The sequence below is a fragment of the Pseudoalteromonas sp. Z1A2 genome (genome assembly GCF_011378755.1).
In the GTDB taxonomy this organism is placed as follows: domain Bacteria; phylum Pseudomonadota; class Gammaproteobacteria; order Enterobacterales; family Alteromonadaceae; genus Pseudoalteromonas; species Pseudoalteromonas distincta.
In genome coordinates this window covers 39,181-56,115 of record NZ_WTKX01000027.1, presented here as the reverse complement: position 1 = coordinate 56,115, position 16,935 = coordinate 39,181, and the positions used below count along the sequence as shown (strand labels likewise).

Sequence of the window (16,935 nt, the reverse complement as noted above, 5' to 3'; positions counted from 1 at the left end):
CAAGTTAGATTTTACTGAGGTCTACTGACAGACAAAAAAGTGATCGGCTTGAATGGTATTGAGCGATCGGCATCATGGTATTACGCAACACTGTTGATAAAAGAGGTAAGCATCCTTCATTTATATTCATTGTTACTAAACCTATTAAACAATCTCTTTTTTCGCTTGTGCCCGGCACTAGTAACTTTTCAGTAAAAGGATAAGCCTCAACGTTTTTCCACCCTTCATCAGAAATATCCCAATTCATACCATCTCCGCATTCCCTGTGTTGGTATCTTCTAAGCGCGACGCACGCTAGCTTCTCCCACTCCGGCGATGAAATCGTTATTTTTGAACTATACTCAGCCCCTTTTGGGGCGGGAATAGGACGGATTATGCATGCATTACATTCATCAAATAGTAAATTAGAAGCTTCAGTCGCATCTGATACCTTAATCTTTTCACCAAATGCGACTAGGTCAAATAACCCTGAAAGGTAGTCGTCAGCGCCATATTCATCCACGTACTTTTTCTGTGGAACATCCCCTTTTCTAGTATTCTTGTATCGCGTAACGTTCTTGTATTCAATGTCTACAATATGAAATAAGCCTGATGGTAAGTTTTCAAACGAAGTAGGGCTATCAGCTAAATAAATATAGCTTTGCTCATATCTACGCATATTTCTTATCAATGAATCACATGTACTTTCAAAATCAGTGCCGAAGAGAAAGAGGTTATGAGCCTTGAAAGAAATACCAGAATTTGGATAAATTTTCTCGCAAAAGCTCGTCAAGAGGTGAGAAATTTGATCCTTGCAAATATCATCATAGCTAGTTAAAACGATCGGCAGATCCTGACCTTCAGATTCGTTGTCAATTACACAATCGATGGCAAGGCTAAGCGCCCTTTTGTGCAGTTCATTTATGTCTATTAACTCATTTAAATAAGTTTCTTTTGATTCAATTAAGTTCATGCAACCTCCTATTGCCAACGTTAATAATATTATGCCGCCGCACGATACATAATCCTATTAAAAGTGTAGTATTTCCATTAGATTTGTTGTTCGCTATTCGCTCAATGCTGCCCGTCAACATTCAAGTTTGTAAATTGTTTCGGGGCAATGGCGAGTAAGAGGTTAACTCGCCAATGGACAAAAATGAGTTAGAGACTGAGGTCGGTTTTGTGCCATGAACGGACCTTGATGAATAGTATTGGATAATATTCCATTATCAAAGTGTCCTGTTTGATTACAGCAGATAATTACTGATATTAGAAATATAGGCGGACATCTCTAGATGTCACTATTATGCAAAAATGGATAGATAAATCACTTAACCATAAAATTCACGATACCAGTCAACAAAGTTATTAACGCCCTGTTCAACACTCATTTTAGGCTTATAGCCAGTAACATTAAATAAGTCATCAATATCTGCAAAGGTTTGGTAAACATCGCCCGCTTGCATCGGCATAAAATTTTTCTTGGCTTTAATTCCTAACGCGCTTTCAAGTGACTGAACAAAATCGAGATCATCTTTAAATAAAAAAGCTTCTATTTCTTTATCGACAAAGGGAGATTTACGACTATTAATTAAATCTACTTTCGCTGGAACGATATCGTAGATAACCACCTTATTATGCTGAGCAAGTAAAATGGCATTAGACAAACCAACAAAACCTGCTCCTACTACAGCTATTTTCATTAATACGCTTCTCTAGGAACACTAAAACGCTTAATAACTTTTGGCGCTTGGCAGTTTTCTGCCATTTGCTTAGCACTTAATAATAACCAGTGCTGCCTGTGAGCGTAGCCCATATCTTGCCCGTTAGACACATCGAAACACGTTAAGTTGGCATCATCTGGCACTAAAATAAATCGACCCGCCTTCTCGCCCATCCATAGCCATGCGTTACGCTCTTCTTCTTCATCCGTTGCTAGGTAACTAAAATGCGTTATTGGTAATTGTGAAAACAATAAAAATTGCTCTTTAAATTTCACTAACCCAAGTTCACCGCGCTCACCATGCTGACCTAAGGTGTTTTCCACTTCTTCAATAACATGTTTGGGTGTGCGCAGGGGCTCGGCTAGCCAATATCCTAAGGTACTCACTATTAACCAAGAAGCGACAATTACCATTCCTAAATTAAAAAAGGCGTTTTTCGACCGTAATCGCCATAAACTAACTAACCATATCGCTGCTAAAATAAACGCTAAACCTGCCGCCCACGGGATCATTTCAGGGTATGCGGTTAATGGTTTCACTAATTTTTTATGACCCGTTAATAAACCAATGCAAGCGACAACAAGCACAATAGCAATTAACCATAAAATGCTTTTGCTGATGCGGTTAAACCATAACGGTAGTTTAACTTCATGGTAAGCAATGGTGGTAAACAGCGACAACATCGGCAATGCAGGTAACACATAAACCCCGCGCTTGCCCGGACTAATACTGAAAAAACACACCACAAGCACAACCCAAGCAAACAATATCATCAATACTGGATCTGTTTTTAATTTGTGATAAACATGCTTTAGCGAGCTCAACAATAAAATTGGTAATGGAAACCACATCACGGGAATTACACTAACAATAAAATAATACCAAGGCTCAAGGTGATGCCAGGCATTGGCGTACCGTTCGCCCGTTTGCTTGAACAGAATATTGTTTTTGTACTGAATTAATTCAGGGGTCGCTTGCTCTGCCACCGTAATCATCATCGGTACAAACCAAGCCGCCAACACCAAGAAAAAGGGCACAAAACCTAACCAACAAGCGAAGGTGAGCCTGCCTTTAAAATAGTCTTTATTCGCCAAGCGATAAGCAATGATGGGAATAAACATGAGTACAGGTAAAAAACCTACCCCTTTAGTAATAATGCCGAGCGCCATAAATGCCCACGAAATAAAATACCAGCGCCAATTGGGCCCTAAAATGAAATGACGGATAAAGCCATAACAACCAATCGTTATCCAACACATCACCATCGCATCAATTTGGGCAGCTTTAGCTTGGATCAAAAATTGTGGTGTAATTAATAAAAGTAAAGCGGCATTGCGACCCACGCGAACACTATGGAGTTTTGCCCCAAGATCATACACCAAAAATAAAGTGATCAAGCCACAGATGGCGTTTGGCAGTAAAAATGCCAGTTTTAGGTTGCCAATAAGTGAATAAAAAAGAGCGATTGACCACATAAAAACTGGTGGTTTATCAGGATAAAATTCACCGCCACGCATTGGAAATAGCCAATTGCCAGTGGCAACCATTTCTCTGGCTACTTCAACAAATCGAGGTTCATCAGCAGGCCACGGTGAACGAATACCAATACCTAATAAAATAATAACAGCGGCAAAGGCCAGTAAGATTTTTAAGACGGCGTAATAATCATCTTGTTCGAAGGTTTTTATTATATTTTTCATAACCTAACTTCTTTATAGTTCTTGTACTTTACGACGAAATTGACTGCGATAAAGCAGTGAGCCAATTACCGATGAAACAATAAACAGCGCAATACTGATGAGTATTTTTTCGTGCTCTGATAAACCAATTCCAGCGCCAGCGTAGGCAAAAATTAAGGTTTGTGGAATGTAGCCAATAAAGCTACCAAGAAAAAACCCCTGAGCCGGTACTGTAGTTGCTCCAGCTGCGACATTAGTAAACAAGTTACTGCCGATAGGTAACAACCGAATCATCAATACCTTTAAGGTGGTATTGTCTTTAACCAAGCGTTCAAATTTCATTAAACTTTTATTAAATTTGCGTTGCAAGCTTGAGCGAAACAACCATTTGGCGGCGTAAAATGACAAAATACAACCGAGCTCTGTTGCTACTAACGCTAAAAGTGCCCCTTCAACAGCCCCAAAAGCAAAACCAAACGCAAACGCTAACAATTGGCGTGGCGCACCAAGAGCGGCATAGGCAGCCCCCATCGCCATCAATACAACAACGGCTTGTTTGCCTTGTTCTTTAACAAACTTAGCGACCCAGTTACTGTCAGCGATATGTTCAAAAAAACCTTGTTGAACTGCAAACGCTATCGCAATAAATAACGACAAACTAACAATAAATTTAGCGAGCCTGTTAATCGTCACTAGTGTTACTCGTTTGAATTTCATTAACCATTGGCACTTTGCCACGACGAATAAGCCACATCATGCCTAATACATCAACAATACCGACCCAAGCTCGATTCCAAGCCGTGTATTTTGATAGACCATGTTCACGATCGCGGTGGTTCACTTCTTGCACTTGCACTTCGCCTCCCATACGTTTGACCAAAGCAGGAATATAACGGTGCATATGGTTAAAGTGTGGTAGCCTTAGGTATGTGGCTGTGGGCACTACTTTCAAACCACAGCCGGTATCTGGCACACCATCATGTAAAATAGCATCGCGGAATTTATTAGCAAAACGCGACTGAAAACGTTTCCAAGGCGTGTCTTTTCGGTTTTTACGGTAGCCAATTACGCAAAAATTAGCGGCTTCTATTTGTTGAGCGCGCTCAACTAATTTAGGCAAATCAGCCGGATCGTTTTGTCCGTCGGCATCAAGGGTCGCCATCAAGGTGTATTTCGCCTGTAACACACCCGACACAATCGCTGTGCTTTGTCCGACACTGTAGGCATGTTTGATAGCTTTTACATCACAGCCTAATGTTCTTCCAGTTTCGAGGGCGGTTTCAAAGGTACTATCACTACAGCCATCATCGACAACGATAATCTCAAACGGGTATAAATCAGCAAGGCTGGTATGAATTTCTTCAATAAGATGGCCAATATTTTCGGCTTCGTCTTTGGCAGGAAGTACAACTGATAACATATATAAATCCCTGTTTTTTAGTTATTAGCGATAATAAATTTGCAAATTAATCACCGATAAGTCAAGCAATTAAAGAAACCTATCGGCTAAATAAAAAGTGTCTTAATAAAATATCAGGCAAACCTTAAGATTTACTTAAGAAAAACTGAAAAAATGATTTACAGCACTACACGCAATATTACTCTGAATATTAGGACTCTTTTCTCGGGTAGATTTCATCATACTTTAATGGCTACAAGTCCATTAGTTTTGTTGAGACATTTTTTTTTAACTGTAAAATATTAGAATATCCACGTTCACCAGCATATGTTCAATGTCCGTAACTCGCTCTAAGCAGACTAACCGTCTTTATACCAAAAGAGATTTTGATGACTAAAGCTCAGAAGGCTGAAATATAAATACTCTCTTTCGGAGTTTTTCAAGTTAGTTGTTGCATAAGCTGTACTAGCTCTTTACTTGTACTCAATTTTGTTAATAAACCACTCTTTTATCCCTACTGGCGTTTTAACTTGAAAATCATCATCAACTTCCTTTTTTAGCATCGCTCTGGCCATAGGAGAGTCAATAGAAATGTAATCGTTACGACCATAGATCTCATCAGGGCCAACTATGCGAAAAGCTTTTGTTTCACCATTATCATTTTCAACCTCTACCCATGCCCCAAAGAAAACCTTGCCGACTTGTTGAGGAGAGTAGTCAATAACTTTGACTGCTTCGATGCGCTTTCTAAGGAACCTAATTCGAGAATCTATCTGTCTAAGTAATCTTTTATTTTCTTTATAATCGGCATTATCTGAACGATCGCCAAGGCTAGCAGCCCAAGCTACTTTTTTTGTTATTTCAGGTCTGTAGTCGCGCCAAAGGTAATTAAGCTCTTTATTTAGCTTGTCTAATCCTTCACGCGTTATTAGATTGGTATACAATTAGTTTGCCCCATCCCAATATTACAAATACTGCAATGCTTTTTTAACAGCATCTAAAGTTGCAACCGGGAGAAAGTTATCTTTATCATTACTTGATAATATACTACCGTTTGGCCCCACTTCCAAACCTGCTCGGCGCATAAACTCTTTAGATATGAGGTATTCAAGATCTTCTACTTCTAAGTCAGTCTATTTTGAGTTTGGTGACGAAGACTACCCACCTCCATAAAATTCTATGACTGGACCAATCGGTACTATATCTCCTTTGCTAGTTTTTCAGCTGCTAATGCTTGAGAGGAGAAAATGTTATCTTGAAGCCTAACTATAGGGTCTTTTAATTTTTCTATCCAAATGAAGCTTTCCTTTATTGAAACTACAAAGATTATAATAACCAGACAGCAAATTAAATTTTAGCGTGTGTTATAGATATTACGGCTATAAAAAATCTAAAGCTTTTTTTATAGCGTCAAGGGTAGCCGCTTTAAAAACAGCATGCTTATTTTCATCAATAAGCTCCCCATAATCCGTTGGCGTTAATTTCCATTTGCTTTGAAAGCTATTTGATAATAAATATTCTAATGCTCTGCGCTCTTGATTCGATAGTTTATGCTCAGAACCAAGCCCAGTAGACTTGTAGTCATAAATATCAATTTGAAGGTTTGGTGGAATAATTTCTTGTAGCTTTTTTCGAGTCGCAATTAGCTCGGAAGCTTGAATTTTTGCTAGTAATCGATGCTTTGGATTGTTTATTTCATCTATCCAGTCTAACCCTTGATGCTTTTGCTTACCAAGATCTTTTACTGGGCTGTTCTCTGCAAATGATGCAATAAGTGCTCTATACTTTTCACCCGATTTATTACGAATACTTTGTGCTTTTGGAACCCCTCGTTGAGTGCCTAACTTTGATATTGTAGAAATAGAATAGTCATCAACACCTCTTTTTCTTTGCTCCATACAAACCCTATAGATTGCTTCGAGGGTTTCACTAATCTTAGTAGAGCAACCTTTTTGTAATTCAGTTAGTAGATCTTCAGGTGACATACTCATAACTCACTATTAATTAACGTATTATTTTTATTAATAAATTCGATTTCAGACTTTGAAATCTGTTCATCACCAAGAAGGTCGGAGAGCTTAATATCACAATTAATTACACGACTAACTTTTGACCATGTTTTTAAACGAGACTTTAAAAGGCGCGCTAATTGATTTCCAGCGTGCAATTGTTGCTCTTCTGTGAGTAAGAATAAGCCGGGAGATATTTCATTGAATACAGCCATTTTATCCAACTGTTGAGATCTTGGAATTATGGCATGCGATGCATTGGCCGACTCATAAATCGTTGCATTCTCACAAACCTCTTGAAGTTGCTCAAATGAAGATGTCTCTTCTAAAGATATTTCTATTTCTGAATCACTCATTTTAACGAGGGACAAGCTGTCTTTTTGATTAGCTATTGATTGTGTCATTTTAATTAGCTTGTAGGACGACTGTAAGTCACATAAGAGCATATCCATTTTTTTTGCTGCACTTTCATATTCTGACTCAGTTTTTCTTATTTTTAACTCAAGAATTTTACGCTCTGATAAGTCAATTTTTTCATTTTTTAAATTAGCTACGTATTCTCGGCGATCTAATTCGTCTAAACTTTTCTCAAGCATAGTAATTTTACTTTGTAACTTTGTGCATTGAGATGACTGGGTGTTAGAGTGAAATAATATTTCGTTAGTGATGGATAGCAACCCACCAATAAATGCGGGGCCTGTAATAAAATGACGACAGCGAAGACAATTTTGCGTCCCTAGATAACCAGATGGAGCCGGTACACGTAATGATGTACCACTACCATTAAGTTCTCCGCCATCTTCACAGCGAGTTGCGGCATATGGGCAGATACCATAATCCCTGAAAATGAAGTTCCCTGCTGGAATAGAGTTTGTTAATGAATTTAGTAACTCTTCATTATTTGATACCAATTCATTTTTTACTTTCTCTATTTTATTTTGTTCAATTAAACTCTGAGTAGCGTCAACCCTCGTTTTTAATGCTTCTTTCTCGCCCTGCTCTAATCGCTTTCTAATATCGCCTTGCGTAATTTTGCAGTAATAAATAGACATTACAATTGATGAGTGCCCCACAACTTTCATAACTATTTCAATAGGCATCCCCATTTCCATTATATAAGCCGTTATAAGGCTCACACGCATTGAGTGAGGGGTATACTTAGACTTATACTGATTTAACGTTGCTTCCTTCCCTGATAGCGTTGCAAGCTCTAAATTTGATGGTTGAACATTATAAAGTGCGGCAGCTAACCTTGGTGTTAGGGAATTACCAACACTTTGTGGCTCAATATCCTGATACGCCCTAAATAAAAAACAATTTATTCCTTTAGCCTTAAGTTGCAACTCATTTAAATTTGTTCTTTTACAACTAGACCAGTTCGTAGGGTTATCTATAGGATTATATTTTTGCTGCCACTTACGAAGTTTTACTAACCAATAAATAAGGTCTTCAGGTATCCAAGGTATTGAATAACCTTGACCATTATTACTTGTTTTGTTTGTAGTGATAAACATCCCTGCGTTTTCGTCAGGCATTCTTTTAATAAACGCTTGGTTTTTTGTTAACCCCGAAAAAATAGATTTATTTTTTTCCCAAATTATTTTTCCATTTTGATCAACATTAGCTATTACATCATCTGCTTCACCTGAATCATTATATGCAATCTGACGACCCCGCAATGGAACTTTTGTTAAAGTGAACGTATGCAACCAATTTATTGGAGACCACATATAAAGCTGATCTCCAATCTTTTTTATCACGCAATCAGGGTCACTTCGATCTACTTCCTTCGATGATACTTTCAGCCAATCAGCATCAAATTTTTGCAAATGCTTTAGGTCTTTAAAAGTTTTTGCATTAGCTGGAATTATCCACTCTTGGGCCTTTTTAACAAAGTAATACTGCAAGCAAGGTTTAGTTGACTCAGCGCGTTGCGGAGACATCACACTTGCTGAATTTGATAGCAGCGATAAAGGATTTCTAGCATCCATTACACGAATGATCTCTCCAGTCTCCTCATCTTCACTAGTTAGATCGTTGGTAATTACAAAGTCTAAAAATTCATTCACTGCAATTATCAAGTTACGCCGCATATTATCGGTATTCAACTTTTCTAATTCTTGCTTTAAGGGTCTAATATTAACCTTTTGCTTTGTAAGAAATGCTTCTGGAGTTAAGCTTTTATCGTGTTTTTCTATATAAATTCGAACGAATCGACAAAGCAAAGAGTTTTTAGAACCTCCGCCTAATGCTTGGGTCATAAATTCTTCTATTTTTACAGCCCAAGCTATATATGGTTTTGCAATAAATTTTAAATTGTAAGGCTCTTTTTTACCTAAAAATTTAAACCAATTTTCCCATTCACTTTCCCATACCCCCTGTGGGTCATTTGGTATTTGAGGGTCATCTTGCTTTTTAACAAATGCCCTGTATTCCTTTTGTGATTTAAGAGCTAATGGCTTAATAATACTCTTTAACTTTTTATAGGAATAAAAATCAGGGACATCAAATGTATCTTTATAGCTCACCCACTCATCCTTAAAAACCCTCTCTGGATGTGCAATTAGGCCTGGTATGCTTTTGTAATTTTCTAAATGTAATCTTGAGTTAGTAATACCGTTTTTTTTGCATATTGCTTTGTATTCACCCAATGTTTTTATTGATACAGGTATATTTAATGGAAGGCTCGAGTCACCTTTAAGTTTGCTCATTTAATCTCTCTCATCTTACTACGAATATCTTCTGAGGTTGGTTGTATATATACCAAGCAGGATAGAGAGCTCTTATGATGCATTGCTTTTTGAATTTCAACTTGGCTTAAACCAAGTTGTCGTGCGCGATAACCATATGCATGCCTGTGTCCATGCTCTGTAGTTCCAAGCTCTTTTTGAACTTCCAACCCAATTTTTTTTACTGCTCTTTTATGAATTCGCTGAAAGTTTTTTATCGTTTCAGGCGCTCCTGTGGAGTTGGTAAATGCAAATGGGTGAGTGTCTGTTTTTGCCGGCTCTACCCGTTGATATTTAAGATAGTTAACCCAAGATATTAAAAATTCTTTTGCTTTTTCAGGCGGGTTAAATATCACTTCAAAATAGCCGTCTTTATTTGTGAGTAAAGGTGACTTCCAACCCGCATATAGTCTTTCTGATAATCGGTATGTATTTCTTGGTTTATAGAAAGTGCTTTCGAGTAAGTATTCTCGCCTATTTGCAAAACTACTGTCAGGTGAGCGGCCTATTTCTGGATGATAGACCCTAACTAATGCTTCATCTCGATATATTGGGTGTAAAGTTATATCTGAAACATAAAGGTGAAATAGCTCACTTTTACGTAATCCACCATAATTTAATAACATGGTCATAGCTTGAGATTTATAGTCTGGTGTTGAGCCTTTTACCATTCCAATATAAAGAAGCTTTTCAAAGTGCTCATCGGGGAATTTCATCGCTTTTTCATTATTTATTTTAGGCTCTAATAACCGATCAATGAATCTTACTCTCTTCGCATTAAAGGCAGCGTCATTTTGATTAGATAAATGATTTAGGAACACATTTGCGTGCTTATGATAATATGCACACCAATTTAATCTCTCTTCATAACTGGTTGCTTTTCTGAAGGGGTTTATCCTTGATGAGTCAAACCCTTCCTGTAAAGCTAAAAAATCAGAGTAATGCGTTATATGAAATAATATATTATTTGCATCTCTAGGCTTTCTTGCCTTCCAATACAATCCAAGTTCGTCATCCATTTTATCGTAATCGATTGTTCCTACTAATAGTGCTTTAGTAAAACCTTTTAATAATAAAGTTGAGTTTTCAAAGTTTGGTACGACATCAATATATGTGAGTAGGAGCTTTAAAGAAAATATAGAGCGCTCTTTCCATGACTCACTTTTAGAGCTGTACCAAGCAAGATATCTTATATGTGATATCACGACACCTTTCTCTGTATAAAGAGCTGGTAACTCACAAATACTACCAGCCTCTTTATCATGATACTTTACGTTTATTTTTTGGATGTATGCCATACTTTTTATTATATAGTATATTTACTTTTCCTTAATACTAACTCTTTTCTATCATCTAACAAGTATTAAAGTAGTGATTTTAGTATATATTTGGGTGGGGTTATAATATCAGTATAATAAGCGTTTACTGCGCCAAATTGACCGCCGGGTACGCTACTTACGCAAGCGCATACCTGATTTAAAAATTATTGACTACTCTCCCGTGCAAGATGGAAAAGTATTTTTTGGTGCATGGGTTGAAATTGAAAACGAAGAAGGTGAAGTTAAAAAGTTCAGAATTGTAGGTCCTGATGAAATTTACGACCGTAAAGATTACATATCAATAGACTCACCTATGGCGCGTGCGTTGATTAAAAAACAAGTGGACGACGAATTTGAAGTGACCACTCCTCAGGGAAAAAAGCAGTGGTATGTAAACAGTATCGATTACCAAAAAAAGAAATAAAAAGTTTTGATTCAGATCATGTTAACTTTTGATTGTGTAAATTAAAGCAATAAGCTATAACTGAATTATTCAAGTTGATTTGTTTAATTTGAAAGCAGTTAATTAAGGTCGTGATTATGTCAAACATAGTACAGCGCATATTTAGTAATGCCGTATTGTTTGCACTTTTAATGAGTGTAAGTTTGACCCTGCATGCCAGCAACACTGACGTAAACCTTGATAACGCTAAACTATCTAATCACTTTATTACTTGTGATATTCCTGACCAAGCAAACCTCGATTTTGACGTGGACTCTCACGTTAACACTATTACCTATAGGTCGCCTCAACCACTTCCTAATGTCGTAGATTCTTTTTATAAGAGCACTAATCTAAACAGACCTTTTAGCACTGCATACCAACGCGGACCACCTAGCTATTTAATTTAATTCATTATTTTACAACTTAATTAAATTTTATAACTACTAAGGTGACTACTATGTCTAACTTTAAAGAATTACGTACCCAAAATATTTCTCATGGCGTTATTGCTAGCACATTTGCAGATGATCAACCATTAATCGATTTATCTTCTCCAGCGCTAAAAATGGTGAATAACTTTACTCAAAAAACACCTATTCGTGCAGAGCATGGAACAACGATTACAGATGCGCTTAAACAAGTAAGTGCACAACAATCTGACTTTGTTTTAGTAACAGACGAACACCAAAAATTAATTGGCCTAGTTTCTAGCGCCGATTTACAAAGCTCTAAAATTACTATTATTGCAGAGCGCTTAAATATGCAACGAAGCGAAGTAAGCTTACGTGACATTATGACACCAGTTAGCCGCCTTACAGGTGTAAGTATGCAAAGCTTAAGCTACGCATGCATTGGTGATGCGCTGCAAACGATGGAGCATCAGGGCACAATGTTTTTATTAGTTACAACAGCGAGTAACGAAATTTGTGGTTTAATTTCAGCTCGCCAAATAGCTAAAACATTACATATTCCTGTACATATCTCACCTATTGCTCACTCTTTCAGTGAGGTATTAGAAAACATTGAGCACCCTCACTAGGGCGCTCTTTTAGTTGAATTGATTTGCTCCCGACCCAACCATCTTAAAGCAAGTAAAATAGCTTGCTTTAAGAGCTTTTCATTACTACCTCCTGTGATATTATTCAAGCAATTAACAGCGCCAGTAACACGCTTCTGGTCTTATTTTATTGTATAAAAAGGTTTTTGCATGAGCGATATCTCTGCACGTTTAGCCGGTGAGTTAAACGCACAGCAGCAACAGGTTGTTGCTGCAACAAAGTTACTTGATGAAGGCGCAACTGTTCCTTTTATTGCCCGCTACAGAAAAGAAGTTACAGGCGGCCTAGACGACACCCAATTACGCCTTTTAGAGCAGCGTTTATCGTATTTACGTGAACTAGAAGAGCGCCGTAGTTTTATTTTATCGACAATCGAATCGCAAAATAAACTAACGCCAGAGCTAAGTGCCGATATAACTAATGCACAAAGTAAAACAGAACTTGAAGATTTATACCTACCATATAAAGCTAAGCGCCGCACTAAAGGCCAAATAGCAATTGAAGCTGGTTTAGAGCCTCTTGCAGATGCACTATTTAAAGATGCTAACCTTGACCCAGAGCAACAAGCACAGCAGTTTGTAAGTGCTGAAAAAGGTTTTGCAGATACAAAAGCGGTACTTGAAGGCGCTAAATTCATCTTAATGGAACGCTTTGCTGAAGACGCAAAATTACTTGCTAAATTTAGAAGCCACATTAGCCAAAATGGCGCAATTGAAAGTACTGTGATTAAAGGCCAAGAGCAAGCCGGTGCAAAATACCGTGATTACTTTGAGCATCAAGAACTTCTTAAAAAAGTACCTTCTCACCGTGCGCTTGCAATGCTTAGAGCCCGAAATGAAGGTGTACTTCAGTTAAATATAAACCCAGAGCCTAGTGCTGAAAATTCAGCACAATTATGTGCAAACATGATTGCTGAGCATTACCGTTTAGATATTAAATATAAAGCGGCAAGTCCTTGGTTATTAAACGTTGTTCAATGGGCGTGGAAAGTTAAGCTAGGGTTACACCTAGAGAATGAGTTTTTTGCAGCAATGCGCGAAAAAGCAGAAGCCGGTGCAATCGATGTATTTGCTAAAAACTTAAAAGATTTATTAATGGCTGCACCTGCAGGCCCTCGTACTACTTTAGGTCTTGATCCAGGCCTTCGTACTGGCTGTAAGATTGCCGTTGTTGATAGCACAGGTAAATTACTAGCTACACAAACTATTTTCCCTCATGCACCACAAAATCATTGGGATAAATCAGTGCGTACGTTAGAGCAACTTTGCCGTCAGCATAAAGTTGAGCTAATTGCGATTGGTAACGGTACTGCATCACGCGAATCAGATAAGTTGGTTGCTGAGCTTATCAAAGCAAACAGCGAACTTAAACTTAGTAAAATTATGGTTAGCGAAGCAGGTGCATCGGTTTACTCAGCTTCTGAATTTGCAGCTAATGAATTTCCAGATTTAGATGTTTCTATACGAGGGGCTGTCTCTATTGCGCGCCGCCTCCAAGATCCACTTGCTGAACTTGTTAAAATTGAGCCAAAATCAATTGGTGTTGGCCAATACCAACATGATGTATCGCAAAGCCAATTAGGCCAGAGCCTTATTTCAGTAGTTGAAGACTGTGTAAACTCAGTAGGCGTAGATTTAAATATGGCCTCGGTACCGTTACTTACACGCGTATCTGGTTTAAACAAAACATTAGCGCAAAATATCGTTAATTATCGCGATGCTAACGGCACATTTACTAAACGTAGTGAGCTTAAAAAGGTTGAGCGTTTAGGGCCAAAAGCATTTGAACAAGCGGCTGGTTTTTTACGTATTAACAATGGTAGCGATCCACTAGATAACTCATCAGTACACCCTGAAGCTTATCCTGTTGTTAAACGCATTTGTGAACGCAATAGCTTAGATGTCAGTAACCTAATTGGTAACAGCGACTTTTTAACTAAACTTGCTGCTAACGATTACACTGACGAAAAGTTTGGCTTACCAACCGTTACCGACATTATTACTGAGCTTGATAAACCTGGTCGAGATCCTCGACCTGAATTTAAAACAGCTGAGTTTAAAGCCGGTGTTGAAAAAATTAGTGACCTAAAGCCAGGTATGATTTTAGAAGGTGTGGTTTCAAACGTTGCTAATTTTGGTGCGTTTGTTGATGTAGGTGTTCACCAAGATGGTTTAGTGCATATTTCAGCAATCACGAATAAATTTATATCAGATCCGCGTGAAGTTGTTAAAGCTGGTGATATTGTAAAGGTTAAAGTTGTTGAAGTAGACGCTGCACGTAAACGCATAAGCTTTACTATGCGCTTAGATGACGATATTGACACAAGTAATAAGTCAGCAGCTCCAGCTACGCAAAAGCCACAAGCACGTGCTAATAATTCGCAACCTCGCGCTGCAAAGCCTAAACGTGACAACGGTAATGCGTTAATGGGCAATGCATTTGCCGATGCGTTCGCTAATGCTAAAGTAAAAAAATAATACTTGTACAACTAAGCTAAAACGAAAAAAACCGCGTAAGCGGTTTTTTTGTGGTTATGTTTTGCTAAATTATTAACTTAACGCTGAAAAACTACTTTGGCTCGCTGGCGATGTAGCCATTTGATAAAAGTTAGCAATACGCCCCGCCCGTGCCTCAACATCGGCATCACGTGTTTGCTCATCACTTTTAGCTGTTTTTGTATCGCTGCTTTCATCGCTAGAGAATGACGCTTCAAGTTTACTTTTTGCGTCTTCGTCGTCTTCTTTTTCAGGTTGTGCAAGCTCAGCTTGAGCCGCTGCTAGCTTTTGCGTAGCATCTGCAGCAATAGAGCGATCAGCTCCTGAAGGCTCTGCAGGCGCTAATGCGGCAGCGCGTACCGTTTGCATTTTGTCTATAGTCGCTTGCGGGTCACCCGGAATTTCTGATACATCTATTTGTACTTCTCCGCCAACTGCGTAGTTAGTACCATCTGGGCCACGTTGGTATTCATAGCTTGGCGAGCCAGCATATTGCCCGCCTACAGAAGCGTGTGCTTGTTCGTGTATTCGTACTTCAGTATCCCGTGCTTTTAGCTCTGTAATTTGTTGTTGTTCTTGTTCTAATTGCAGCTCTTCTTGCTCAGATTCTTTTTTCTCGATTGCTTCACTTTCTTGCTCAGTGCCCTCTGGATTTTCTGGGTTTCCATCGCGCTGCTGAACTGACTTTTCGTCTGCTATTTTTCCCGTTGCGTTATACGTCGCACCATCGCTACTGCCTGGCAATTTTGCTTTTTCAGCATCACTTTGCGCTTTGGTTTCTGTATTACTTGCGCTACTAGATGCGGGAGCCGGAATAACTTCGCGTAGTTGGTTGTCACGCCGTGCGGTTTCCGTATAAACATTTGCGGTGTTTATATTGATAGACGGAAATGGCGTGACAATATTCATAATACTAAACTTTAATATCGATTAACGTGCCAAGTACATCATCGGCCGTTTGAATTGATTGCGTGTTTGCCTTGGCATTAAATTCTTCAACTTTTAAGTTAACAAGCGCTTCATCAACACGAGCTGGTTGTGCTACTGGTGCAGTAATCGCCTCTTCAGGGCGTGCTGCCGTAAGCTGACGTTGCTGCGCTAATTGCGCGTCATCTTGTTGTTCTATACTGGCACGGTTAATCTCAGCACTGGCTTTTTCAATACCTTGGCTAGCTCGGTTAAACCCTTCTATACCACTATTAAATACTGATCCGATTGGCATATTAAAACCTCCACCAAATAAACATTGTTTAATTATCGCTCAGGTTCTGCTCAAAATAAAGCTTTAAACAGCGCTATTCTTAGCTCTATTTTAAAGCATTGATTTAACGACAGATAAAAACTCACTTTTATGAGAAATAAATGGTGCATGAGATGCTTTATCTAGTACTTCATATTCAAACTCAGTATTTAGTGCTGACATTTTGCTAATTGCTTTATAAGGTACTAAAGCATCAAGCCGGCCAAATACTCCTCTAATAGGGACTGGGCAATGAGTAAATAAGTCACGTAAATCGTCGTTTTGTAAAATATCTAAACCAGCACTCAGGGCATCGCTTTGGGGTGCGCGGTACTGATTTAGCAATTGTTTAAGCTGCTTTATATCATCGCGCGCCGACTCGCTACCCATTGCTTGAATAGCTAAGAAGCGCTCTATTGTTTTTTCTCGATGATTAACTAACTGCTCTTTAAACTGCGCCAATACATTCGCTTTTATTCCAGGCCAGTTATCTGCCTCAGCAAAAAAAGGAGTCGATGCTATTAAAATAACCTTAGATACTTTTTCAGGCCAATGCTTAGCAATATAAAGTGCAAGTAAACCACCTAACGACCACCCCATTAAAATGCTCTTCGGCTTTAATTGCTTACTTAAAATTTCTGCTGCATCATGCAAAGTATAAGGGCTTGGGCATACATCGCTATTACCAAACCCAGGTAGGTCAAGGCTACGTACATTTCCTGAATATAAAAACTCAAGTTCTGGCTGTACTAACTGCCATACGCCCTGATTCATTCCCCAACCATGTAATAACACTAACTCATTTTGCATATTTGCTTAACCTTTACCAAACTTAGGCTCATCATAACGTTTAGAAAGG

At 38.4% G+C, this 16,935-nt stretch carries 14 protein-coding genes and 3 pseudogenes; 4 read left to right on the top strand and 13 right to left on the bottom strand.

All coding sequences use genetic code 11. The features are described from left to right. Window positions 1–4: 4 nt before the first annotated feature. The 10 genes and pseudogenes from GQR47_RS16680 to gmtY form a co-directional block, all read right to left on the bottom strand. Window positions 5–952 (bottom strand): hypothetical protein, encoded by a 948-nt coding sequence (locus GQR47_RS16680; protein WP_165724175.1) that lies wholly within the window; start codon window positions 950–952, stop codon window positions 5–7. Window positions 953–1,310: 358 nt separating this feature from the next. Continuing rightward, window positions 1,311–1,508, bottom strand: a pseudogene (locus GQR47_RS20545) (protein CapI); the annotation flags it as partial. 15 nt (window positions 1,509–1,523) lie between these two features. After that, window positions 1,524–1,682: pseudogene (locus GQR47_RS20540) on the bottom strand (UDP-glucose 6-dehydrogenase); the annotation flags it as partial. Further along, on the bottom strand, window positions 1,682–3,403 hold the full coding sequence (locus tag GQR47_RS16670) for a glycosyltransferase family 39 protein (RefSeq protein WP_024603946.1): 1,722 nt from the start codon (window positions 3,401–3,403) through the stop codon (window positions 1,682–1,684). The gene GQR47_RS16670 and the pseudogene GQR47_RS20540, both read right to left, overlap by 1 nt. Before the next feature lie 12 nt (window positions 3,404–3,415). Next, complete coding sequence (locus GQR47_RS16665) at window positions 3,416–4,099, bottom strand: VTT domain-containing protein (protein ID WP_033011230.1); 684 nt, start codon at window positions 4,097–4,099, stop codon at window positions 3,416–3,418. Then, the gene (locus GQR47_RS16660) at window positions 4,065–4,802 is read right to left on the bottom strand and encodes a glycosyltransferase family 2 protein (protein WP_024603948.1); all 738 of its coding nucleotides are present in this window, start codon (window positions 4,800–4,802) and stop codon (window positions 4,065–4,067) included. The genes GQR47_RS16665 and GQR47_RS16660 overlap by 35 nt, the downstream gene beginning before the upstream one ends. A gap of 452 nt (window positions 4,803–5,254) precedes the next feature. Continuing rightward, window positions 5,255–5,725, bottom strand: coding sequence for a transcription elongation factor GreB (gene greB, locus GQR47_RS16655; protein WP_039489102.1), 471 nt, complete (start codon window positions 5,723–5,725; stop codon window positions 5,255–5,257). 435 nt (window positions 5,726–6,160) lie between these two features. Next, window positions 6,161–6,766, bottom strand: coding sequence for a gamma-mobile-trio protein GmtX (gene gmtX, locus GQR47_RS16650; protein WP_039489168.1), 606 nt, complete (start codon window positions 6,764–6,766; stop codon window positions 6,161–6,163). A gap of 2 nt (window positions 6,767–6,768) precedes the next feature. Then, window positions 6,769–9,501 (bottom strand): VPA1269 family protein, encoded by a 2,733-nt coding sequence (locus GQR47_RS16645; protein ID WP_039489104.1) that lies wholly within the window; start codon window positions 9,499–9,501, stop codon window positions 6,769–6,771. Then, window positions 9,498–10,817 (bottom strand): gamma-mobile-trio recombinase GmtY, encoded by a 1,320-nt coding sequence (gmtY, locus tag GQR47_RS16640; RefSeq protein WP_039489106.1) that lies wholly within the window; start codon window positions 10,815–10,817, stop codon window positions 9,498–9,500. The genes GQR47_RS16645 and gmtY overlap by 4 nt, the downstream gene beginning before the upstream one ends. Before the next feature lie 106 nt (window positions 10,818–10,923). Here gmtY and GQR47_RS16635 point away from each other — a divergent pair. The 4 genes and pseudogenes from GQR47_RS16635 to GQR47_RS16620 form a co-directional block, all read left to right on the top strand. After that, a pseudogene (locus GQR47_RS16635) lies at window positions 10,924–11,262 on the top strand (GreA/GreB family elongation factor); the annotation flags it as partial. A gap of 116 nt (window positions 11,263–11,378) precedes the next feature. After that, entirely contained in the window at window positions 11,379–11,690 is a 312-nt protein-coding gene (locus GQR47_RS16630) for a hypothetical protein (RefSeq protein ID WP_024595748.1), read from the top strand. A gap of 50 nt (window positions 11,691–11,740) precedes the next feature. Continuing rightward, the gene (locus GQR47_RS16625; protein ID WP_024595749.1) at window positions 11,741–12,322 is read left to right on the top strand and encodes a CBS domain-containing protein; all 582 of its coding nucleotides are present in this window, start codon (window positions 11,741–11,743) and stop codon (window positions 12,320–12,322) included. 168 nt (window positions 12,323–12,490) lie between these two features. Next, the gene (locus GQR47_RS16620; RefSeq protein ID WP_165724173.1) at window positions 12,491–14,818 is read left to right on the top strand and encodes a Tex family protein; all 2,328 of its coding nucleotides are present in this window, start codon (window positions 12,491–12,493) and stop codon (window positions 14,816–14,818) included. A 72-nt stretch (window positions 14,819–14,890) separates the two neighbouring features. On the opposite strand, the gene GQR47_RS16615 is transcribed toward GQR47_RS16620, so the two are convergent. The 3 genes from GQR47_RS16615 to bioH all read right to left on the bottom strand — a co-directional run bounded on the left by GQR47_RS16615 (window position 14,891) and on the right by bioH (window position 16,886). After that, entirely contained in the window at window positions 14,891–15,745 is an 855-nt protein-coding gene (locus GQR47_RS16615) for a putative metalloprotease CJM1_0395 family protein (RefSeq protein WP_024596112.1), read from the bottom strand. A 4-nt stretch (window positions 15,746–15,749) separates the two neighbouring features. Beyond that, window positions 15,750–16,058 (bottom strand): hypothetical protein, encoded by a 309-nt coding sequence (locus GQR47_RS16610; RefSeq protein WP_002959563.1) that lies wholly within the window; start codon window positions 16,056–16,058, stop codon window positions 15,750–15,752. Window positions 16,059–16,148: 90 nt separating this feature from the next. After that, the gene (gene bioH / locus GQR47_RS16605; RefSeq protein WP_154904137.1) at window positions 16,149–16,886 is read right to left on the bottom strand and encodes a pimeloyl-ACP methyl ester esterase BioH; all 738 of its coding nucleotides are present in this window, start codon (window positions 16,884–16,886) and stop codon (window positions 16,149–16,151) included. Window positions 16,887–16,935 lie beyond the last annotated feature (49 nt).

Coding starts and splice junctions, on each gene's coding strand:
- GQR47_RS16670 (WP_024603946.1), bottom strand. CDS start 3,403: ATGAAAAATATAATAAAAACCTTCGAACAAGATGATTATTACGCCGTC.
- GQR47_RS16615 (WP_024596112.1), bottom strand. CDS start 15,745: ATGAATATTGTCACGCCATTTCCGTCTATCAATATAAACACCGCAAAT.
- GQR47_RS16665 (WP_033011230.1), bottom strand. CDS start 4,099: ATGAAATTCAAACGAGTAACACTAGTGACGATTAACAGGCTCGCTAAA.
- bioH (WP_154904137.1), bottom strand. CDS start 16,886: ATGCAAAATGAGTTAGTGTTATTACATGGTTGGGGAATGAATCAGGGC.
- GQR47_RS16625 (WP_024595749.1), top strand. CDS start 11,741: ATGTCTAACTTTAAAGAATTACGTACCCAAAATATTTCTCATGGCGTT.
- GQR47_RS16680 (WP_165724175.1), bottom strand. CDS start 952: ATGAACTTAATTGAATCAAAAGAAACTTATTTAAATGAGTTAATAGAC.
- GQR47_RS16660 (WP_024603948.1), bottom strand. CDS start 4,802: ATGTTATCAGTTGTACTTCCTGCCAAAGACGAAGCCGAAAATATTGGC.
- GQR47_RS16610 (WP_002959563.1), bottom strand. CDS start 16,058: ATGCCAATCGGATCAGTATTTAATAGTGGTATAGAAGGGTTTAACCGA.
- GQR47_RS16645 (WP_039489104.1), bottom strand. CDS start 9,501: ATGAGCAAACTTAAAGGTGACTCGAGCCTTCCATTAAATATACCTGTA.
- GQR47_RS16630 (WP_024595748.1), top strand. CDS start 11,379: ATGTCAAACATAGTACAGCGCATATTTAGTAATGCCGTATTGTTTGCA.
- gmtX (WP_039489168.1), bottom strand. CDS start 6,766: ATGTCACCTGAAGATCTACTAACTGAATTACAAAAAGGTTGCTCTACT.
- GQR47_RS16620 (WP_165724173.1), top strand. CDS start 12,491: ATGAGCGATATCTCTGCACGTTTAGCCGGTGAGTTAAACGCACAGCAG.
- gmtY (WP_039489106.1), bottom strand. CDS start 10,817: ATGGCATACATCCAAAAAATAAACGTAAAGTATCATGATAAAGAGGCT.